This is a genomic window from Microbispora sp. NPDC004025 (assembly GCF_053604425.1).
This window is the reverse complement of the sequence record NZ_JBSGHN010000010.1, coordinates 238,756-259,643: the sequence shown is the minus strand read 5'-3', so window position 1 is coordinate 259,643 and position 20,888 is coordinate 238,756. Positions and strand designations below refer to the sequence as shown.

The window sequence follows — 20,888 nt, the reverse complement described above, 5'->3', positions numbered from 1 at the left end:
GGAGGGGTCGGTTCCCCCCGGAGCGCCGCCACCGGGCCGGACGCCTCCGTCGGGTTACTGTCCGCCCTTCTGCACGTAGGAACGGACGAACTCCTCCGCGTTCTCCTCGAGGACCTCGTCGATCTCGTCCAGGATCGCGTCGACGTCGTCGGTGAGCTTCTCCTGGCGCTCCTGGACGTCCGGGGACGCCTGCGCCTCGGTCTCCTCGACTTCGTGCTCCTGACGCCCAGTCTGCTTCTGGCCGCCGGTCTCCTTGGTCGCCATCCCTGACACCTCCGCTGCTCGGGGGGACGCCTCTCCCCATATCTTCCCCGAACCGACCGACAATGCGCGCGAAAGGGCGTGCGATCTTCGGCCCTGCCGCGAGGCCGGCCCACCCGGTGCCCGCAGGCACGGCGAACACGGAGGATTCCGCGCGTCCTTAGACCGGATCGTTATCGACGTCACACTCCCCGTGGCCGCCTTTCGGCGCGGTGCGACCGCATCCGGGACGACAATTGATGGATCACGGATCTGGGGCTAGCGCACGGGTGGTCGATGGCATCGCACGCACGGCAACTGCTGGCGGATCGGTACAAGCTGCTGACGCCCTTCCGGCGGGACTCCGGGGGGATCATGTGGCAGGCCCATGATCTCCGCCTCAAGCGCGATGTCGCGATCAAGGAGGTGCAGCCGCCGTACCGCGTGGACGTGGCCGACCTGGCCGCCGCCCGCCGGCAGGCGCTGCGGGAGGCCCGCTCCGCGGCCCGGCTCAGCCATCCGGCCGTCATCACGGTGCACGACCTGCTGGAGGACAAGGGCCGGCTCTGGATCGTCACCGAGCTCCTGCAGGGCCTCACGCTGGCCGACACCGTGCGCCACCTCGGGCGGCTTCCGGTCCACTGGGCCGCGTGGGTGGGTTTCCAGCTCCTGTCGGGCGTACGGCACGCGCACTCGCTGGGCGTCGTCCACGGCGACATCCGGCCGGCCAACGTGATGCTGACCGAGGACCGGGTGGTGCTGACCGACTTCGGCATCGCCGCCTTCGACCGGGACCCGGCCGGGTCCTCGACCGTGCCGGTGGCGCGGTCCGGCGCCTATCTCGCCCCCGAGCGGCTGCGCGGGAAGTCCCTGGCCCCCTCCGCCGATCTGTGGTCGTTCGGCGCCACGCTCTACTGCGGGGTCGAGGGACGGCCGCCGTACCCGGCCATGAGCCCGCTGCCGGCCGAGGTGCTGCTCGGCCGCGGGCCCGAGCCCCCGCGCCGCGCGGGCCCGTTGCGTCCGCTGCTGGAGGGCCTGCTGCGGCCCGACCCGGACGAACGGCTCACCGTCGACCAGGCGATGCACACGCTGGTGGACGTGCTGCGGCGGCAGGGCATCCCGGCCGCGACGCCGGGCCGGACGGCTGCCGGCGAGCTGCCGAGCCGTACCACGCCCAGGCAGAGCAGGGAGCATCCCTACGGCCGTGCCCCCGCGCACGGATCGCCGCGGGCGCCCGGGGAGCTCACGGCCGGGCGCCTTTACGACGTAGATCAGCAGCAGGGGGACTCACCCTACTGGCCCGCCCCCACGACCCGCCCCCGCCGGCACCGCAACGGCCCCCCGGCGCCCTGACCGCGCCTGCCGGTGACGGTCAGTCGTCGTGACCGCGGCCGTGGTGGCCCCGGTCGTCGTGACCCCTGTCGTCGTGGCCCCTGCCGTGGTGACCCCGGTCGTCGTGCCGGCGGCCGTCGTCCTCGACCCGGAACCTGACGATCCTCCCGCTCGCGACGGAGACGTACACGCGGTACTCCCGGTGACCCTTGCGGAGCTCGACCTTCCACACGCGGCGGCCGTGCTCCCACTCGCGCTCCACCTTGGTGACCCGGGCGCCGGGCACCCGCCTCTTGGCGATCGCGACCGCCCGGCTCCGGCTGACGGCTGTGCCACTCGAAGCGGTGGCGGTCGAAGCGGTGGAGGCCGGCGCCGCGACGGAGGCGGAGGCCACGGCCGTTCCACCGGCGGTCAGGGCGGCGAGGGTCGTGGCGGCCGCGAGAGCGATCTTCGTTGTGTTTCTCATGACCCAACCGTCGCAGCGATCATGCTAGGGCCGCGCTAAGCGATCCCTAAAACCAGGCGTACCTCCGCACCACCCAGATCGGACGCGCCGAGAGCCAGGAAGCCGCCCGACTCCTGGGCCACGCGACGGGCGATGTCGAGGCCGAGGCCGGTCGACCCGGCCCCGCTCTCCCCCCGCCTCAGCGGGTCGCCCGGGCCGAAGCCCGGACCCGCGTCCGACACCGTGAGGACCACCCGGCCGCCCTCCCCGCCGGTTCCGTCCGGGGCGGGATCACCGGCGGCGAGGCCGACGCGGAACGACGCGCCGTCGGGGGTGTGCGCGAAGACGTTGCCCAGGAGGGCGTCGACGCAGGCGGCGAGGTCCTCGGCGGAGACCGCCACCGGCAGCGGGCCGGGGGCCAGGTCGAGCACGACCGCCCTGGACTGGTCCTCGGCGAGCACCGACCAGAACGCCACCCTGTCGCGCACGACCGGGACGGCGTCGCACGAGGCCCGTTCCCGCGACCGCCGCCGGACATCGTTGATCACCGCGGTGACCGCGCGCTCCAGCGCGTCCACGCGCGTCTCGATCCTCGCCGCCTCTCCGGGGTCCGACAGCGACTCCGCCTCCAGCCTGAGGCCGGTGAGGGGGGTTCGCAGCCGGTGGGAGACGTCCGCCACGATCTCCCGCTCCTCGGCGAGGAGATCCGAGATGCGTCCCGCCAGGTGGTTGAGGGCCAGGCCGGCCGTACGCACCTCGGGTGGGCCGAGTGGCGTCGCCCTGGCGGTAAGGTCGCCCGTGGCGAGGCGGTGGGAGACCTCGGCGAGCGCCGTGGTGGGCCGGACGACCGCGCGGGCGAGCCGGTCGGCGACGAGGATGCCGACCCCGACGAGGGCGACCCCGAGGATCAGCAGCGCGAGCCACGTCTGACGTACGCCGCGCATCAGATCGTCGTCGCCGAGGAAGGCGCGGACGACGGCGGTGCCGCCCGGCGCCCCCTCGACCGCCACCAGGATCTCCCGGCCGCCCGGCGCCGCCGCCGACAGGCTGCGGCCCCGCGCCGCGAGGTCCACCGCGGCCGTGCGGGCCGCGGCGGCTCCGAGCACCCGGCCGTCGGCGAGGAAGACCGTCACCGGGTGGCCGCTCGACGCGCTCGCCTGCTCCGCGGTCAGCCGCAGGGTCTCCTCGTCCACGGTGCCGACCGCCACCGCGACCGACTCGGCGGCCCGGGTGGCCGAGTCGACGGCCTCGCTCTGCGCCACCGAACGGACCAGCAGCGCCAGCGGCACGAGCAGCGACACGAGCACGAGTGACGTCGTCGCCGCGACGAGGGCCGCGAGCCAGCGTCTCACCGGCGCTCCCCCGGGCCCGCACCGGCGCGGGTCGCCGTACCGGTCACGAGGGCGCGGTGAGGCGGACGCCGACGCCTCGGACGGTCTGGAGGTAGCGCGGCTGCTGGGCGGTCTCGCCGAGCTTGCGGCGCAGCCAGGAGAGGTGGACGTCGACCGTCTTGTCGGCGCCCCCGTAGGGGATCTGCCAGACCTCGGTGAGCAGCTCGCGCTTGGTGACCACCTGTCCGGCCCGCGCCGCCAGGTAGTGCAGCAGGTCGAACTCGCGCGGCGTCAGGTCCAGCGGGGCGCCGTCGAGCGTCGCCTCGCGGGTACGCGGGTCCACGCGCAGCGCCCCGACGGTCAGCGAGGTGTCCTCGGGGGCGGTGTCCACGCGGCGCAGCACGGCCCGGATGCGGGCGTCGAGCTGCGCCGCGCTGTACGGCTTGACCACGTAGTCGTCGGCGCCCGCGTCGAGCAGGCGGATCATCTCGGCCTCCCCGTCCCTGGCCGTGGCCACGATGACCGGGACCCGGCTCACGGCGCGGAGCATGCGCAGCAGGTCCGCTCCGTCCATGTCGGGCAGGCCGAGGTCGAGCACGATGAGGTCCGGCCGGTCCTCCACCACCGACCGCAGGCCGTCGAGGGCGGTGGGGGCGGAGGAGACGGCATGGCCGCGCTCGCGCAGGCTCCGGGTGAGGGAGCCGCGGATCGGGGCGTCGTCTTCGATGAGGAGCACGCTTGGCATTTGGCCGCTACGTTAGCTCTCCACGGTCCTGCGGCATAAGTCCGTTATCAGGGCCTTAGCGATCCCTTAGTGTTCGCGGTGGGAGAGTGGGCGCGTGAACACCCGCCTCGTCCTCGCCGTCGCCGGATGGCTGCTGGCCGCCGCGCTCGCCACCGGGGCGGGCGTCGCGGTGCTCGGCCTGCTCGGCCGGCCGCTCGCCGGACCCGCCGGGCGGCCCATGACGGCCGAGGAGATCCGCGTCGCGCTCGCCCGGGACACCCCGGCCGCGCCGTCCTCCGGCCCCGCCTCGGCCGCGGCACCGGAACGGTCCCCCGAACGGGCACCGTCCCCCGCGCCGAGCGCCGCGCCCGTCACCGGCCGGAAGCTGATCTCGACCGGCGCGGGCAGCGTGATCGCCAGGTGCGACGGCGGCCTGGCGCGGCTCCAGTCGTGGACGCCCGCTCAGGGTTACGAGGTCCACGACGTCGATCCGGGGCCGGACGACCACGCCCGGGTGCGGTTCGAGTCGGACGAGGGCGGCGAGGGCAGGGTCGAGATCGAGGTGCGCTGCGCCAGCGACGTCCCCGTCCCCCGAATATCCCGGCACGACTGATCGCCCGGCACGACTGATCGCCCGGCACGGCTGATCACCGGCCACGACCGGCGCGGCGGTCAGCCCTCGCCGGTGAGCGCGGCCACGAGGTCGGCGGCCGTGCGGCAGCGGTCGAGCAGGTCGCCCACGTGCGCCTTGGTGCCGCGCAGCGGTTCGAGGGTCGGCACGCGCTGGAGCGACTCGCGGCCCGGGATGTCGAATATCACCGAGTCCCAGGAGGCGGCGGCGACCGATTCGCTGTACTGCCGCAGGCACCGGCCCCGGAAGTAGGCCCGGGTGTCGGTGGGCGGCGTCTCCACCGCGCGGTCGACGTCCTCGTCGGTCACCAGGCGCTGCATCCTGCCCCTGGCGACGAGCCGGTTGTAGAGGCCGCGGTCGGGGCGGATGTCGGAGTACTGCAGGTCGACCAACTGCAGCCGGGGGTGGTTCCAGGGCAGGTTGTCGCGGGTGCGGTAGCCCTCCAGGATCTCCAGCTTGGCGACCCAGTCGAGCTCACGGGACAGCTGCATCGGATCCTCGGCGAGCCGGGTGAGCACCGACTCCCAGCGGTTGAGCACGTCCTTGGTGAGCTCGTCCACTCCCGAGCCGAAGCGGTCCTCCACGTACTTGCGGGCCTGCTCCAGGTATTCCATCTGCAGCTGCACGGCGGTCATCTTCCGCCCGTTGCGCAGCGCGATCTCGTACTTGCAGGTCGGGTCGTGGGACACCGCGCGCAGCGCCGCGACCGGCGACTCGGGGGTCAGGTCGATGGTGAGGAACCCCTCCTCGATCATCGCCAGCACCAGTGCCGTTGTACCGAGCTTCAAATATGTCGAAATTTCCGACATATTGGCGTCGCCGATGATCACGTGCAGCCGCCGGTACTTCTCCGGGTCGGCATGCGGCTCGTCGCGGGTGTTGATGATCGGCCGCTTGAGCGTGGTCTCCAGCCCGACCTCGACCTCGAAGAAGTCGGCCCGCTGGCTGATCTGGAAGCCCTCGGTGCGCGAGTCCTGGCCGATGCCGACCTTGCCCGCGCCGCACACCACCTGCCGCGACACGAAGAACGGCGTCAGGTGCCTGACGATGTCGGCGAACGGCGTCGCGCGGCGCATGAGGTAGTTCTCGTGACAGCCATACGACGCGCCCTTGGCGTCGGTGTTGTTCTTGTAGAGCTGGATGGGGGCGTTGCCGGGCATGGAGGACGCCCGTACGGCGGCGTCGTACATCACCCGCTCGCCCGCCTTGTCCCAGATCACCGCGGCCCGGGGGTTGGTGCACTCGGGCGTCGAGTACTCCGGGTGGGCGTGGTCCACGTACAGGCGCGCGCCGTTGGTGAGGATCACGTTGGCGAGCCCGAGGTCCTCGTCCGTGAGCTGGCTCTGGTCGGCCACCTCGCGGGCCAGGTCGAACCCCCGGGCGTCGCGGAGCGGGTTCTCCTCCTCGAAGTCCCACCGGGCCCGGCGAGCCCGGGCGGCCGACGCCGCCAGGTACGCGTTGACGACCTGTGAGGAGGTCACCATCGCGTTCGCTCCCGGTTGACCGGGCACGGCGATGCCGTACTCGGTCTCGATGCCCATCACCCGCCGAACCGTCATTCGCACCCCGCCTGCTTCAGGCCGTCGTAGTCATATCCGAGCCTAGCCCTTTCTCTATGCCCTGCTACCGAACAGTTACGGCACAGATGCCTCGGGACTTTGCGCCGGAATGGTCGTCACGGTCCGGGACGCACGGCCGCCGCCACGCTCACGGGGCCTGCGGGAGCGGTCGAGCAGGGCCCCCAACCTGGCCCGAAGCCATCGCTGACCGGGCTTGTCGACCAGCCGGTAGATCAGGTACGCGAGCCCGATCGAGACCGCCATCGTGATCCCGGCGAGCGGCCACGGGTCCACCACGTCCCGGTACGCGGGGATCAGGACGGCCGAGACCGTCTGGTGCAGCAGGTAGAGCGGATACGTCAGCGCCCCCAGGGCGACCAGGCGGCGCCAGCGCACCCACCGCAGCCAGCCGAGGGCGACCGCGGCCATCAGGAGGTAGACGAGCGTGATCGCGACGACGACGGCCTCCGGGGGCGCCGGGTAGCGGGCGATGCCGATCAGGCGCACCCGCTCCCCCACGCGCTCCATGGCGGCGTGCAGGGACATCCCGTAGCCGGCGGCGACCATCAGCCACGGGACCAGGGCCCCCGAGCGCGCCCCGAAGCGGTGGATCAGGAAGAAGGCCATGCCCGCGATGAAGTACGGCGCCTGCCGCGGCATGAAGACGAAGACGAGCGTCTCGTTCTGGGTGAACTCGGCCAGCAGCGCCAGGCCGGTCCAGGCCGCCAGGAACACCAGGCAGCGCCGCAGCGTGATCCCCACGAGGGAGAACAGCGCCACGAGGACGTAGAACCGCAGTTCCACCCACAGGGACCAGAAGACGCCGCCGGCGTGGCCCACGCCGAACGCGCCCTGGAACATGGTCAGGTTGAGCAGGTACTCGCCGTCGCTGAGCTTGGGGTCGAAACCGGCGACCCCGCTGAAGCGGTACATGACGAAGATCACAAGCACGGAGAACCAGTACGCCGGGTACAGCCGGGACACCCGGGAGACGGCGAACTCGCCGACGGTGTGCCCCCAGACGCTCATCAGGATGACGAACCCGCTGATGAGGAAGAACAGCTCCACGCCGAGGATGCCCAGCGTGGTCAGCCGGGCGACCGGCTCGAACAGCGTGGTGGGGAACTCGTCCCACAGCGACCTGCTGGCCGCCATGAAGTGGAAGGCCATGACGGCGAACGCGGCCACGAAGCGCAGGACGTCGAGCTCGACCAGGCGGCGGCTCCCGGCCGGTGCGGCCGCTCGCGGCACCGGGACCGCCGCCGGGACCGGAGCGCCGCGCCGCACGGGCTGTCTGACGGGCTGTCTCACGGAAGTCACCCGCGCGAGCCAAGGAAGATCATGCCATCTTTGACGTGATCACTCCCGGCTTCGGTTCCCTCCGATAACGAACGTCACGGGCGACAACCGGCCTACCGTCCCGCCGGCGGTCCGGACGAGGAGCCCGGAAAGCAGGAGGAGCGGCGCGATCTGATCGCGCCGCTCCTCGATGGCACCGGCCCGGCCGGGTGCCGGGGTGCTACAGGTACTGACCGGTGTTGGCGACCGTGTCGATCGACCGTCCGGCCTCGGTGCCCTGCTTGCCCTGGACGAGCGTGCGGATGTAGACGATCCGCTCGCCCTTCTTGCCGGAGATGCGGGCCCAGTCGTCGGGGTTGGTGGTGTTGGGCAGGTCCTCGTTCTCGGAGAACTCGTCCACGCAGGCGGCCAGCAGGTGCGAGATCCGCAGGCCCTTCTGCCCGGTGTCGAGGAACTCCTTAATGGCCATCTTCTTGCCGCGGTCCACGATGTTCTGGATCATGGCGCCGGAGTTGAAGTCCTTGAAGTACAGGACTTCCTTGTCGCCGTTGGCGTAGGTCACCTCGAGGAAGCGGTTCTCCTCGCTCTCGGCGTACATCCGCTCGACCACGCGCTGGATCATCGCGGCGATCGTGCCCTCGCGGCTGTCACCGTGCTCGGTGAGGTCGTCCGGGTGCAGCGGCAGGTCGTTGACGATGTACTTCGAGAAGATGTCCTTGGCCGCCTCGGCGTCCGGCCGCTCGATCTTGATCTTGACGTCCAGACGGCCGGGCCGCAGGATCGCCGGGTCGATCATGTCCTCGCGGTTGGAGGCGCCGATGACGATGACGTTCTCCAGGCCCTCGACACCGTCGATCTCCGACAGGAGCTGGGGGACGATGGTGTTCTCGACGTCGGAGGAGACGCCCGAGCCGCGGGTCCGGAAGATCGAGTCCATCTCGTCGAAGAACACGATCACCGGGGTGCCCTCGGATGCCTTCTCACGGGCCCGCTGGAAGACCAGGCGGATGTGCCGCTCGGTCTCGCCGACGTACTTGTTGAGAAGCTCGGGGCCCTTGATGTTGAGGAAGAAGCTCTTGCCGGACTGGCCGGTCTTCTCCGCGACCTGCTTGGCCAGGGAGTTGGCGACGGCCTTCGCGATCAGCGTCTTGCCGCAGCCGGGCGGGCCGTACAGCAGCACGCCCTTCGGCGGGCGCAGCTTGTGCTCGCGGAACAGGTCGGCGTGCAGGTAGGGCAGCTCGATGGCGTCCCTGATCTGCTCGATCTGCCTGCTGAGGCCGCCGATCTCCTCGTAGGAGATGTCGGGGACCTCCTCGAGGACGAGCTCCTCGACCTCGGACTTGGGGATGCGTTCGTAGACGTAGTTGGAACGGGGTTCGAGCAGGAGGGAGTCGCCGGCCCGCAGCGGCTGCTCCAGCAGCGAGTGGGCGAGCTTGACGACCCGCTCCTCGTCCGCGTGCGAGATGACGAGGGCGCGCCCGCCCTCCTCCAGCAACTCCTTGAGCATCACGATCTCGCCGACGTCCTCGTAGCCGAGGGCCTCGACGACGTTGAGCGCCTCGTTGAGCATGACCTCCTGGCCACGCTTCAGCGAGTCGACGTCCACGGCCGGACTGACGTTCACCCGGAGCTTGCGCCCGCCGGTGAACACCTCGATCGTGCCGTCTTCCCTCGCCTCAAGGAAGACACCGAATCCGGACGGCGGCTGCGCCAGCCGGTCGACCTCCTCCTTGAGGGCGACGATCTGGTCCCTGGCCTCCTTGAGGGTGGCGACCAGACGCTCGTTCTGGCCTGTGAGGGCGGCCACCTGTGCCTGCGCCTCGTGGAGACGCTCCTCGATGACCCTGGCCTGCCGGGGAGACTCGGCCAGCTTCCGGCGCAACGCGGTGATCTCCTCCTGCAGGAAGGAGACCTGTGTTGTGAGGTCGGCGACCTCCCGTTCGCGCTGCGCGGCCCGAGCCTCAGCGTCGTCGCGAGCTGCCACGCCCCGTCACCTCCTTCCCCGTCGAGAACGACTACTCAAGACCCTACCTATCTTGGCGCTGTACGTAACCTGGCCGGGCAGTGTTCGTGTAGTTACGTTGGGTGTTCGGCGTTTGATACCTTATGGACCGATTGTTCGGGTCACCATTAGGAACACACCCAGATGTTCCCGTGTCACGTGGCTTTGCCGGGTTGTGGCCGAATCGTCACCCTTGTTCGATCCCCTCTCCGTACGCCCCCTTGGCGGGGCGCCTGCGCCGCGGCGGGGGCGTGACGCCGTCCGCCATGCGCCGGGCCGTGACGAGGAACCCCGTGTGGCCGACCATCCGGTGGTCGGGCCGCACCGCGAGGCCCTCGACATGCCAGTCGCGAACCAGGGTCTCCCACGCGTGGGGCTCGGTGAAACTCCCGTGCTCCCGCAGGGTCTCCACCGTTCTAGACAATTGGGTCGTTGTCGCAACATAGCAGCAAATAACTCCCCCGGGAGTAAGGGACTTCGCCGCCGCGTCAACGCACTCCCAAGGAGCGAGCATGTCCAGGATGACGCGATCCACGTCCGCCTCGTCGAGCGCGTCGACGAAGTCTCCGACCACGAGGCGCCACTGCCCCACGGGGCCGCCGTGGAACTTCTCCACGTTCTTCGTGGCGACCTCGGCGAAGTCCGCGCGCCGCTCGTAGGAGGTCACCTTCCCCTCCGGGCCGACCGCGCGCAGCAGGAAGCAGGTGAGCGCGCCCGACCCCACGCCGGCCTCCACCACCCGGGCGCCGGGGAAGATGTCGGCCATGGCGACGATCTGGGCCGCGTCCTTCGGGTAGACCACCGCGGCGCCGCGCGGCATCGACACCGCGTAGTCGGCGAGCAGGTGCCGGAACGCCAGGTACGCCGTGCCGCCCGAGGACCGCACGACGGACCCCTCCGGCTGCCCGATCAGGTCGTCGTGCGGGATCGACCCCTTGTGCGTGTGGAAGACGCCGCCCTCTTTCAGCGTCACCGTGTGCCGCTTGTTCTTGGGGTCGGTGAGCTGGACCTGATCTCCGGCCCGGAACGGGCCGTGCCTGCGAAAACCCATGCGGAAAAGGCTAGTGCCGCGACCGACGAGATTCGCCCCGGCCGGAGAGGCGCCGGGCGGCAAAGCACTGGCCTCCGTGGTGTCGCTGCTGCTAACAATGGGACATGTTGCCCCAAGAGGCGATTCCCGCCGGACCGGTCGTTCTGCGCCTGCCGGTCGAGGGGGACGCCGACCAGATCGCTCGTGCCTGCTCCGACCCCGACATCGCGCGCTTCATCCCCTTCGTCCCGTCGCCGTACACCCGTGACGACGCGCTGGCCTGGATCACCAAGGCCGTCCCGGCCACCTGGGAGAACGGCGGAGCCGACTTCCTCCTCGCCGATCCCGGGACGGGCGAGGTCCTCGGGACGGCCGGGCTGAAGCCGCCGGACCGGTTCGGCGTGACCGAGGTGGGCTACTGGCTCGCCCCGTGGGCCCGGGGCCGCGGCGTCGCCACCGCCGCCGTCCGGGCGCTCGCCGAGCGGGCCTTCGCGCGGGGCGTTCCCCGCATCGGGCTGATCGCCGAGGTCGACAACATTCCGAGCCAGCAGGTCGCCCAGCGCTGCGGGTTCACCCACGAAGGCGTGCTGCGCGCGGCCGGTTCGACGCGCGGGGAGGCCCGCGCCGATCTGGCGGTGTTCGGGCGGCTCGCCTCCGACCCGGGCGACCCGATCGCGCCCTTCCTGCCGTTCTTTCCCGGGGGGTTCCCCGGCGGCTCGCTCACCGACGGCGTCGTCCGGCTCACGCCGCTGACCACCGAGGACGCCGCCGACTACTTCGCGCTGGCGTCCTTACCGGACGTGATCGACTCGTCGGTGCCGCCCGTGCCGCCGGAGTACGCGGGCAGCGAGTTCCTCTGCCGGTACGCCGGGCACCGGTGGCTGACCGGCCAGCGGGCGGACATCGCGATCAGGGACGCGGTGACCGGCCGGTTCGCCGGGGAGATTCAGCTCACCGGCGTCGTCCCGCCGCTCGGCCAGGCGATGCTCGGCTACAGCCTCCGTCCGGAGTATCGCGGCAGGGGCATGGTGGCGCGGGCGGTGAACCTGCTGGTGGAGTGGGCGTTCGCGAACACGCCGCTGAGGCGGATCATCGCCGGGACCGCCCCCGGCAACACGGCCTCACACCGGGTGCTCGAACGGGCGGGGTTCACCAGGGAGCACCTCGTCAAGGGGCTGCTGCCCGGACCGGGAGACACCCGCCTGGACGACGTCCAATGGGCCAGGACTCGTCCCTGAACCCTCTTCCCGCCCGCCCGGGCGAACCCGGGACGGACCTCCCGCGCTCGGGCGCCGCCCGGAACCCGGTGCCCGAGCGCGGGCCGTCCGCGGCACGGCACGCCCTGGTGGGCGTTCCGGCCACGCCGGCGCCGGTCGCCCTCTCAGTCGGCTCCGTACGCGGCCCTCAGCTTGGCGAAGGCGGCGTCGGTGCCCTGCAGGGCCCGGTCGATCTCCTCGTCGGTGTGCGCGGCCGACAGGAACCAGTTGTGCCAGGGATGGAGGTAGACCCCCTCCTCCAGGCAGGCCCCGGCCCAGGCGATGCCCTTCTCCAGGGTCTCGTCGCCGTCGAAGGACAGCCACGGCACCTGCACCGGGCCGGTCTGGCGGACCACGAAGCCGTGCGCCGCCGCCTGGGCGGCGAGCCCCTCCCGCAGCCGGGTCCCGGCCCGGTGCATGAGCGCGGGACCGTCGATCTCGCGCAGGATCTCGATCGTCGCCTTGGCGGCGGCCATGGCCGTGGCGGAGAACCAGAAGGAGCCGGTCGAGTACAGCGTCTGGGCCGCCCCCCGCAGCGCGTCGGTCCCGGTGACCGCCGCGATGGGGAAACCGTTGGCCATCGCCTTGCTCCAGGCCGTCAGGTCGGGGCGCACGCCGAACGGCTCCCACGAGCCGCGCAGGTCCAGCCGCCACCCGGCGCGTACGTCGTCGATGACCAGGGCCGCGCCGAGACGGTCGGCCAGTGCCCGTACGCCCCGGGCGAACTCCGCGTCGGCGGGCTCCTGGTCCTCGAACGAGTCGTGCTTGAACGGCGTGACCAGAATGGCGGCGACGTCGCCGTCCGCCTGGGCCGCGGCGGCCTCGGCGCTCGCGAGGTCGTTGTAGGTGAACTCGATCGTGTCCGCCCGCTGGTTCGGGGTGACCCCGGACAGGCCGGGCGTGCACCAGGGGTCGGCGCCGTGGTAGGCGCCGTGGGCGACCAGCGCCTTGGTCCGGCCCGTCGCCGCCCTGGCCACCATCAGGGCCTGGGTGGTGGCGTCGGTGCCGTTCTTGGAGAACATGGCCCAGTCGGCCGAGGGGATGAGGTCCACCAGGAGCTCGGCGAGCTCCACCATGACCGGGCCCGGACCGTTCAGGCAGTCGCCTCCCGCCTGCTGGGCCGCGGCGGCGGCCTCCACCTTCGGGTTGCGGTGGCCGACGATCATGGGGCCCCAGCTGCACATCAGGTCGACGTACTCGCGGCCGTCGGCGTCCCACTGCCGGGCGCCCTCGGCGCGGACGAAGAACTGGGGGTAGCGGTCCCCGTGCAGGGCCGCGTTGAGGTGGCCGTACATGCCGCCGGGGATGACCTTGGCGGCACGGGCCCGCAGAGATGCGTCGACGGACATGGGCGGCACTCCTGAGCTCGGGGGGATCGGGGAGGTGGAGCCTGGGTCAGGCGTCCGGGGCGGGGTCGCCGGGGACGAAGCCGTCCAGACCCGCGTCGGAGCCGAGCCCGCCGGCGACCCGCGCGGCCACGGCCGTGCCGAGGCGGGCGGCGCCGAGGACGTCCTCGCCGCGCAGCAGTCCGGCGGCGAAGCCGGCGCAGTACGCGTCGCCGCAGCCCGTGGTGTCGACCACCGGCACGTCCAGGGCGGGCACACGGGTGACTCCGCCGGGGGTGGCGACGAGGCTGCCCGCGGCCCCCAGGGTGACGATCACGCCCTTCGGGCCCTCGGCGAGCAGCGCGGCGGCGGCCTCCTCCGGCGTCGGCGCCCCGCTGAGCATGAGCGCCTGCTCCTCGTTCGGCAGGAGGTAGTCGACGTGGGGCAGGAACGCGCGGACGCCGGGCATGAGGTCGGGCATGTTCGACAGCAGGTCCAGCGTGACGGCCGTGCCACCCTCGCGGGCCTTGTCGAGCAGCGCGTAGAAGGCGGGGTCGTGCAGGCCCCAGGTGACGTCCATGCCGCCGAGGTGCACCACCTTCGCGCCGGTCAGCCGGCCGGCGTCGAGGTCGGCGGTCGCCAGCCCCAGGTTGGCCCCGGGCACGTGGAAGGAGGGCCGGCCGCCGTCGGGCCGGATGGGCAGGATCGAGGCCGCCGTCTGCTCCCCCGCCCTACGCACCACGCCGTCCACGTCGACACCGTGCCGCGCCATGATCATCAGGAGGAAGTCGCCGAGCTCGTCGTCGCCGACGGCGCCCATGGAGGCGACCGGCACGCCGATCTTCGCCAGGGCCACGGCCGTGCCCGCGGCGGCGCCGGCCGCGGTGATGCGGATCTGCTCCAGCAGGTGGGTGTCCTGACCGGCCGGGATGGACTCGACCGGGCGGGCCAGGACGTCGACGATATGCACGCCGACCGTCACTACCGTCATGAGCGGATAATAGACGGGCGCCCGACTAAAATGTCAACCGAGGTGGTGGACCCATGCCGAAGATCGTCAATCACGAGGAGCGCAGGGGCGAGGTCGTCGCGGCGGCCCGCCGCGTCATCCTGCGCGAGGGCATCGAGGCCGCGACCACGCGGGCCATCGCCAAGGAGGCCGGATACTCCAACGGCGTGCTCACGCACTACTTCGCCGACAAGGACGAGATCCTGCTGTCGGCGCTCGAGGCGTCCCACCGCCGGATCGCCGACCGGCTGCGGGAGAAGCTGTCGGGCCGCACCGGCCTGGCGGCGCTGCGGGAGCTGCTGCTCGACAACGTGCCGCTGGACGAGGAGCGGGCCGGGGAGACCGGCCTGGAGGTGGGCTTCTGGGGGCGCAGCCTGACCAGCCCCGCGCTGCTCGATGTCCAGCGGCGCGAGGCCGCCGAGCTCCGCTATCTGGTGACGAGCCTGCTCAGGTCCGCCGCCGAGGCCGGTGAGATCCGTACGGACGAGGACCTGGAGGACGTCGCCGAGCGGCTGCTCGCGCTGGTGGACGGGCTGAGCGTGCACCGGCTGCTCTATCCGTCGCACGTCACCGGCGAGCGGCTGGAACGGCTCATCACGGGCGAGATCGAGCGCCTGCGCGCCTGACCCGCCGCCGGGAGCCGGTCAGGCCCCCGGCGTGTCTCACGGGATCAGGCGTTGCGGTGGGGCTCGTACCGCATCGTGCGCGAGACGCCGACGCGCACGGTCGTGCCGGGCAGGATCGGCACCGGCTCGTTCGGCGGGATGTCGTAGAAGTTGGGGTCGCCGGGCGGCTGGATCTGGGTGCCGTTCACCGAGCCCAGGTCCAGCAGGTTGACGTCCCAGTTGTCCAGGAAGACCCGCAGGTGACGGCGCGACACCGAGCCGTCGGGGCTGGTGACCCTGGCCGGCCTGGCCTCGCCCGACTGCACCTCGGGCGCGCGCTCGGGGTCGCGGCCCAGCAGGTAGTCGGCCTCCAGCGGCAGCGCCATGCCGTCGTCGAGCAGCAGCACCCCGAGCTGCGGCCGGGGCCCCTTGTACGGCACCACGGCCCGCTGGTCGATGGGGATGCCGCAGACCGCGCAGTACGGCGCACGCGGATCGTTGAAGTGGTCGTTCTTGCAGTCGACGCCGTAGACCATCGGCCGCGGCTCCGGCTCGGGCGTCGAGTCCATCTGGGTCGGCTCGCCCTGGTCCTCGTCGGCGGGCGCGTGCGGCGCCGGCTCGAACGGCCCGCTCGGCGGACCGTCCGGCCCACCGAAGTCATGCGGTCCGCCGAAGTCGAGGTCGTGCGGCCCGCCCCGGTCCTCGGCGGGCTCGGGCAGCGGGGGCATCGGCTGCGGCCCGGAGTGATGCGCCGGCCCGGAATCGGGGAGGGCGGGCGGCAACGGCGGCAGCGGCTGGGAGACATGGGACGGCGGCTGGGCGGGCGGCGGCGCGAGCGGCTGGGACGATCCCGGCGGCGCCTGCTCGGCCGACGGCCCCGCGCCGGGCAGCGGACCCGAGGAGAACGGCGACGCGGGCGGCGGCGGCACGGACGACGGCACCACGGGCCCGCGCGGGGCGATCGGCTCGGGAGCCCCGATGGCCGGCGGCTGGACGCCCTGCTGCTGTCCCTGCGGCTGCCCATGGTGCTGCGGCGGGCGCGGAGGCAGCGGCGGGAAGGCGAGATCGCCGTGCTGGGCGAAGTCGCACTCCAGACCGGCTCCGGTGACCACGCCGCCGTCCAGCCGGGCGTACGGGCTCGACGGGCCCGCTCCGGGCAGGCGCAGCTCGACCCGGGACACCGGGCCGTTGACGAGACGGTCGGTCCAGGTCAGCGCGTCGTGCCCGGCGAGGCGGACCTCGCCGTCCGAGCCCGACACGCTGGCGTACGCGGCCCCGCTGACCAGCACGGCCACACCGCCCCCCGCGGGTCCGGCGACCGCGCAGGCCACCGGCTCCCCGCCGATGGACCTGTCCATGGCGCGCGCGAGGACCTGGGCCACCCGGCGGGCCAGCGCCCGGCCGTCGCCGCCCGTCGTGGCGGTCTCGCTCAGCGCGCTGAGCAGGTCCTCGACCGGCTGGTCGCCGCCGGTGGCGCACACGAGCAGCAAACCGTTCAGATGGGCGACCACGCCCTCCCCCGGCAGCGGGCGGACCACCCCCACGCCCTGTTCCGTCACAGAAGTTCTCCCTCCGGAAACGCCACCGGATGACCGGCACCATCGCCGGCACGCCATGTGCCGGATCGATCACCCCAGAAAGTAGCAAAAAAGAACGGCGAACCGGCCTGCGGGAGCGCGCGACGAACGACCGGACCATGCCCGGACCCGGCTTCGATCAGCACCCGGTCCCCGGCGGGGAGGCCGTCCCCCGGGCCGCGCTCACACACCGGTGAACATGCGGTTGACGTCGGCGGTGGCGAGCACGCCGTATATCTCCCCGCCCCGCTCGACGAGCAGGTACTCCGGCGCCGGGGTGTCCCGCATGGCGTCGAGCAGGGACTCCCCCTCCAGGTCGGCGCCGAGCACGAGCGAGGGCTCCAGGGCGCGCGACAGGGCGCCGACGTTCACCCACGGCCTGCGGTGCTCGGGAGTGGCGTTGACCGCGGCCTCGTTGACGATGCCGACCGGCCGCCCGTCGTGGTCGACCACCACCATGGCCCCGGCCCCCGCCTCCTGGGCCCGGCGCAGACCCTCCGACAGCGGCACCTCGGCGGTGACCGGGATCGCCCGGCGGGCCAGCGCCCGGGCCCGCAACTGCGGCAGCCGGGCCCGCACACGGGCCACCCGCAGCGACTGGGACGCGCCGAACCAGATGAACGACGCCAGCACCACGGTCCAGAGCATGCTGCCGATACCGGGCTCCTGCCCGGCCATCAGGTTCATCAGGAGCGGCACCACGACCACCGCCACCGCCACGCCCCGGCCGACCCACGCGGCGACCAGCGTGCCCGTGCCCGAGTCGCGCCTGACCTTCCACACGGCGGCCCGCAGCATCCGGCCGCCGTCGAGCGGCAGCCCCGGCAGCAGGTTGAACAGACCGACGATGAGGTTGGACAGCCACAGCTGCCAGACGAGCACCTGCGCCAGGCCGCCCGGCGGCACGACGAACGCCTCCGCCAGGGCCCCGATCCCGGCCAGCCCCAGCGACAGCAGCGGCCCGGCGAAGGCGACGGCGAACTCCCGGCCCGCCGTCTCGGGCTCGCGCTCGATCTCCGAGACGCCGCCGAGCATGTAGAGGGTGATCCGGCGCACCGGCAGGCCGTAGTGCTTGGCCACGACGCAGTGCGCCAGCTCGTGCAGCAGCACGGAGACGTACAGCAGGACGGCGAAGGCCAGCGCGACGGCGTACGCCGCGGTCTCGCTGAAGCCCGGCAGCATGTCGGCGAACTGCGGCTGGAAGCTGATCGTGATGAACGCCGCCACGATGAGCCAGGTGGGCGAGACGTAGACGGGGATGCCGAACGGCCGTCCCATCCGCAGTCCGCTGGACTCCTTGACAGGTGTGCTCATGTGGCCGCCTTCCCCTCCCGCGCCCCTCGATGCTACGTGCCGGAGCGTGAGATCAGCCTAAGAGCTCGCCCGCCCGTCGCGCACCGTGTGATCGGCCACGCGGGGCGAGCGGGGGGGCGAGGCGGGCGCGTTCTGTCGGCCCGGTGTCCTACAGTTCGGGCATGACCCTCGCCGAAGAGCGCGCCGTCATCGGGGCGCTTTCCCCCTCCCGGGCCGGTGACTTCATGACCTGCCCCCTGCTCTACCGGTTCAGGGTGATCGACCAGCTCCCCGAGCGGCCCTCGGCCGCCGCGGTCAGGGGCACGCTCGTTCACGCGGTGCTGGAGCGGCTCTACGACCTGCCCGCGGAGGCGCGGACGGTCGCCGCCGCGCAGGATCTGCTCGAACCCCAGTGGCGGCGGCTGCTGTCCGAGGAGCCCGACTACGCGGGGTTGTTCGAGGACGACGGCGAGCGGGACGCCTGGCTGACGCAGGCGCGCGGCATGGTCGAGCGTTACTTCACGCTGGAGGACCCCCGGCGGCTGGAGCCCGCCGAGCGGGAGATGTACGTCGAGGTCGTGCTCGAAAGCGGGCTGCTGCTGCGCGGCTACATCGACCGTCTCGACGTGGCCCCGACCGGCGAGGTGCGGGTCGTGGACTACAAGACGGGCACGGCGCCGGGGCGCGAGTGGGAGGCCAAGGCGCTGTTCCAGATGAAGTTCTACGCGCTAGCGTTGTGGCGGCGCAGCGGCCAGGTCCCCCGGATGCTCCAGCTCATGTACCTGGGGAACGGCGAGATCGTCCGCTACGTCCCGGACGAGGCGGACCTGCGGGCGACCGAGCGCAAGGTCGAGGCGCTGTGGACGGCCATCGAGCGCGCCGTGCGCACCAAGGAGTGGCGCGCCCGCCGCTCGCGGCTGTGCGACTGGTGCGACCACCAGGCGCTGTGCCCGGAGTTCGGCGGCACGCCGCCGCCCGTCCCCGACCGCGAGCCCGGGCTGTCCGCCCGCGTCAGCAGAAGGTCGGCCAGCGACGAGCTGTGAGCCGGACTCATCCGCGGGGAGGAGGCGCATATCCGTCCCGGGCAGGGTGGACGCGGGCGGTGACCGCCTAGATTTGGTACGTGCGCACCACCCCCGGCAGTACACGGTCCTGGCTTCGGGCCCATCCCCCGGTCTCCGACTCGATCCTCGCGGTGGTGCTGACGACCGCGTCCCTGTGGTGGATCCTGACGGCCGGGGATGCCGGTTGGCTGCGGTCCGCCCCGCCGCGCCCGGCGGACGCGCTGAACCTGATCCTGGCGGCGGCCTGCACGCTGCCGGTGGCCCTGCGGCGTGACCGGCCCTTCGTGCTGCTGGTCGCCACCTGCGTCCCCCAGGCGGTGCTGGACGGGCTCCACTACGATCCCGGCCTGAGCGAGTTCGGCGGCCTCGTCCTGCTCTACTCTGTCGCCGCGTACCGAGGGCTGACGCTGAGCGCGGCGGCTCTCCTCGTGTCGTTCTGCTCCTACCTCGCGAGCGCCCTCGCCGGGATCATCACCCCGTCCTGGACGGACCACGTCGTGGTCATCGCCGTCATGCTGCTGTGCTGGGTGTGCGGCCGGGCGCTGCGGCTGCGCCGCGCCTACCTCTCGGAGCTGGTCCAGCGGGCCGACCGGCTGGAGCGGGCGCGGGAGGCCGACACCAGGGCCGCCCGGGCGGAGGAGCGCTCCCGCATCGCGCGGGAGCTGCACGACGTCGTGGCCCACCACGTCAGCGTGATGACGGTGCAGGCCGCCGCCGCCCGCAGGATGCTCGACACCAAGCCCGACGTCGCGCGGGACGCCCTCACCGCCATCGAGGAGATGGGCCGCACGGCGATGGCGGAGATGCGCAGCATCGTCGGCGTGCTGCGCACCGACGGCCCGGCAGAGCGCGGGCCGCAGCCGGGCATGCAGGACCTGCCGGCGCTGGTGGAGCAGATGCGCGAGGCGGGCCTGCGGACCCAGCTGTGGGTCGAGGGCGAGCGGCGCGGCCTGCCGCCCGGGGTCGACCTCGCCGCCTACCGGCTCGTGCAGGAGGCGCTGACCAACAGCCTGCGGCACGCCGGGCCCTCCGCCCGCGCCTGGGTCACCGTACGGCACGAGCCGGGCGAGCTGAGCATCCACGTGGAGGACGACGGGCGCGGCGCGGCGGAGGAGTCGCTGCGGATCGGGGGCAAGGGCCACGGGCTGGTGGGCATCCGCGAGCGCGTCGCGCTCTATGGTGGTGTTCTGCGGATCGGTCCCCGCACCGGGGGCGGATTCGAGGTCCGCGCCCGGTTCCCCCTGGGTAACAGCCCCCTCAACCACCGCCCCCTCAACCACAGCCCCATTGACCACACTCCGCTCAAGCAGAGCCCCCTCGAGGACAGAGCATGACGATCAGGGTGTCCCCCTCCACCCGGCGGCCCGCCGCCTCCCTCAGGACGGACGCATCATGACGATCCGGGTGTTGCTGGTCGACGACCAGCCGCTGCTGCGCACCGGGTTCCGGTTCATCCTGGAGGCCGAGCCCGACGTTACCGTCGTGGGCGAGGCGGGCGACGGCGCGGTGGCCATGGAGCAGTCCCGCGCCCTGCTGCCCGACGTGGTGCTCATGGACATCCGCATGCCCGGCACCGACGGCATCGAGGCGACCCGCCGCATCGTGCGGGAGGCCGCGCCCAGCGCCCACGTGCCGAAGGTGCTCGTGCTGACCACGTTCGACCTGGACGAGTACATCGTGGAGGCGCTGCGCGCGGGCGCGAGCGGGTTCCTCCTCAAGGACGTGCCGCCGGACGAGCTGGTCCAGGCGATCCGCGTGGTGGCGGCGGGCGACGCGATCGTGGCGCCGAGCGTCACCCGGCGGCTGCTGGACAGGTTCGCCACCCGGCTGCCCTCCGCGCACCAGCAGGCCACCCCGGCGCGGCTCGACCGGCTCACCGAGCGCGAGCTCGAGGTGCTGCGCCTGATCGCGAAGGGCATGTCGAACGCCGAGATCGCGGCCCAGCTGGTGGTCAGCGAGACGACCGTGAAGACCCACGTCGGCAACGTGCTGACCAAGCTGGGGCTGCGCGACCGGGTCCAGGCGGTCGTGCTCGCGTACGAGACCGGTCTGATCGTTCCCGGCGCCTTCTCCTGATCGACCCGGCCCGGCGTCGCCGGGCCGGGGCGGGGGCGTGGGCGGCGGCCCCCCCCCCCCGCCGTCCGCGGGCGCCCCCGCCGGCCGAGA

19 protein-coding genes are annotated in these 20,888 nt (G+C 72.5%); 7 read left to right on the top strand and 12 right to left on the bottom strand.

Annotated elements, in window-relative coordinates:
* Window positions 1–54: 54 nt before the first annotated feature.
* Window positions 55–264 (bottom strand): ubiquitin-like protein Pup, encoded by a 210-nt coding sequence (locus tag ACWEQG_RS24780; RefSeq protein ID WP_142572552.1) that lies wholly within the window; start codon window positions 262–264, stop codon window positions 55–57.
* A 273-nt stretch (window positions 265–537) separates the two neighbouring features.
* Here ACWEQG_RS24780 and ACWEQG_RS24775 point away from each other — a divergent pair, with 273 nt between their 5' ends.
* A complete protein-coding gene (locus ACWEQG_RS24775; RefSeq protein ID WP_452288125.1) occupies window positions 538–1,593 on the top strand; it encodes a serine/threonine-protein kinase in 1,056 nt (351 codons plus the stop codon).
* A 19-nt stretch (window positions 1,594–1,612) separates the two neighbouring features.
* On the opposite strand, the gene ACWEQG_RS24770 is transcribed toward ACWEQG_RS24775, so the two are convergent.
* Genes ACWEQG_RS24770 through ACWEQG_RS24760 form a run of 3 tightly spaced genes read right to left on the bottom strand, consistent with a single transcriptional unit; the run spans window position 1,613 to window position 4,093 of the window.
* A complete protein-coding gene (locus ACWEQG_RS24770; protein WP_452288123.1) occupies window positions 1,613–2,038 on the bottom strand; it encodes a PepSY domain-containing protein in 426 nt (141 codons plus the stop codon).
* A gap of 35 nt (window positions 2,039–2,073) precedes the next feature.
* Complete coding sequence (locus ACWEQG_RS24765; protein ID WP_452288121.1) at window positions 2,074–3,369, bottom strand: sensor histidine kinase; 1,296 nt, start codon at window positions 3,367–3,369, stop codon at window positions 2,074–2,076.
* A 43-nt stretch (window positions 3,370–3,412) separates the two neighbouring features.
* Entirely contained in the window at window positions 3,413–4,093 is a 681-nt protein-coding gene (locus ACWEQG_RS24760) for a response regulator transcription factor (protein ID WP_452288119.1), read from the bottom strand.
* A gap of 94 nt (window positions 4,094–4,187) precedes the next feature.
* On the opposite strand from ACWEQG_RS24760, the gene ACWEQG_RS24755 reads away from it, so the two are divergent.
* Window positions 4,188–4,685 (top strand): hypothetical protein, encoded by a 498-nt coding sequence (locus ACWEQG_RS24755; RefSeq protein WP_452288117.1) that lies wholly within the window; start codon window positions 4,188–4,190, stop codon window positions 4,683–4,685.
* A gap of 59 nt (window positions 4,686–4,744) precedes the next feature.
* Here the strand turns inward: ACWEQG_RS24755 and dop are convergent, their stop codons facing one another.
* The 4 genes from dop to ACWEQG_RS24735 all read right to left on the bottom strand — a co-directional run bounded on the left by dop (window position 4,745) and on the right by ACWEQG_RS24735 (window position 10,614).
* Entirely contained in the window at window positions 4,745–6,262 is a 1,518-nt protein-coding gene (dop, locus tag ACWEQG_RS24750) for a depupylase/deamidase Dop (protein ID WP_452288213.1), read from the bottom strand.
* A 75-nt stretch (window positions 6,263–6,337) separates the two neighbouring features.
* The gene (locus tag ACWEQG_RS24745) at window positions 6,338–7,573 is read right to left on the bottom strand and encodes an acyltransferase family protein (protein WP_452288115.1); all 1,236 of its coding nucleotides are present in this window, start codon (window positions 7,571–7,573) and stop codon (window positions 6,338–6,340) included.
* Between the two features lie 208 nt (window positions 7,574–7,781).
* Complete coding sequence (arc, locus tag ACWEQG_RS24740; RefSeq protein ID WP_363473539.1) at window positions 7,782–9,545, bottom strand: proteasome ATPase; 1,764 nt, start codon at window positions 9,543–9,545, stop codon at window positions 7,782–7,784.
* A 205-nt stretch (window positions 9,546–9,750) separates the two neighbouring features.
* Window positions 9,751–10,614: a tRNA (adenine-N1)-methyltransferase gene (locus ACWEQG_RS24735; RefSeq protein WP_363473537.1), complete on the bottom strand. Its 864-nt coding sequence runs from the start codon at window positions 10,612–10,614 to the stop codon at window positions 9,751–9,753.
* A gap of 104 nt (window positions 10,615–10,718) precedes the next feature.
* Here ACWEQG_RS24735 and ACWEQG_RS24730 point away from each other — a divergent pair, with 104 nt between their 5' ends.
* Entirely contained in the window at window positions 10,719–11,831 is a 1,113-nt protein-coding gene (locus ACWEQG_RS24730; protein ID WP_452288114.1) for a GNAT family N-acetyltransferase, read from the top strand.
* Between the two features lie 143 nt (window positions 11,832–11,974).
* Here the strand turns inward: ACWEQG_RS24730 and ACWEQG_RS24725 are convergent, their stop codons facing one another.
* Together ACWEQG_RS24725 and ACWEQG_RS24720 are read right to left on the bottom strand one after the other, a co-directional pair.
* A complete protein-coding gene (locus ACWEQG_RS24725; protein ID WP_452288112.1) occupies window positions 11,975–13,198 on the bottom strand; it encodes an aminotransferase class III-fold pyridoxal phosphate-dependent enzyme in 1,224 nt (407 codons plus the stop codon).
* Between the two features lie 46 nt (window positions 13,199–13,244).
* The gene (locus ACWEQG_RS24720) at window positions 13,245–14,165 is read right to left on the bottom strand and encodes a carbohydrate kinase family protein (protein ID WP_452288110.1); all 921 of its coding nucleotides are present in this window, start codon (window positions 14,163–14,165) and stop codon (window positions 13,245–13,247) included.
* Window positions 14,166–14,218: 53 nt separating this feature from the next.
* Between ACWEQG_RS24720 and ACWEQG_RS24715 the strand changes: the two genes are divergently transcribed.
* On the top strand, window positions 14,219–14,809 hold the full coding sequence (locus ACWEQG_RS24715) for a TetR/AcrR family transcriptional regulator (protein ID WP_363473198.1): 591 nt from the start codon (window positions 14,219–14,221) through the stop codon (window positions 14,807–14,809).
* Window positions 14,810–14,853: 44 nt separating this feature from the next.
* On the opposite strand, the gene ACWEQG_RS24710 is transcribed toward ACWEQG_RS24715, so the two are convergent.
* Together ACWEQG_RS24710 and ACWEQG_RS24705 are read right to left on the bottom strand one after the other, a co-directional pair.
* On the bottom strand, window positions 14,854–16,347 hold the full coding sequence (locus ACWEQG_RS24710; RefSeq protein ID WP_452288109.1) for an FHA domain-containing protein: 1,494 nt from the start codon (window positions 16,345–16,347) through the stop codon (window positions 14,854–14,856).
* 201 nt (window positions 16,348–16,548) lie between these two features.
* Window positions 16,549–17,679: a site-2 protease family protein gene (locus tag ACWEQG_RS24705; protein ID WP_452288107.1), complete on the bottom strand. Its 1,131-nt coding sequence runs from the start codon at window positions 17,677–17,679 to the stop codon at window positions 16,549–16,551.
* 161 nt (window positions 17,680–17,840) lie between these two features.
* Between ACWEQG_RS24705 and ACWEQG_RS24700 the strand changes: the two genes are divergently transcribed.
* The 3 genes from ACWEQG_RS24700 (at window position 17,841) to ACWEQG_RS24690 (ending at window position 20,798) form a co-directional block, all read left to right on the top strand.
* On the top strand, window positions 17,841–18,701 hold the full coding sequence (locus tag ACWEQG_RS24700; RefSeq protein ID WP_363473203.1) for a RecB family exonuclease: 861 nt from the start codon (window positions 17,841–17,843) through the stop codon (window positions 18,699–18,701).
* Between the two features lie 80 nt (window positions 18,702–18,781).
* A complete protein-coding gene (locus ACWEQG_RS24695; protein ID WP_452288105.1) occupies window positions 18,782–20,056 on the top strand; it encodes a sensor histidine kinase in 1,275 nt (424 codons plus the stop codon).
* Between the two features lie 58 nt (window positions 20,057–20,114).
* Window positions 20,115–20,798, top strand: coding sequence for a response regulator transcription factor (locus ACWEQG_RS24690; protein WP_346227301.1), 684 nt, complete (start codon window positions 20,115–20,117; stop codon window positions 20,796–20,798).
* Window positions 20,799–20,888 lie beyond the last annotated feature (90 nt).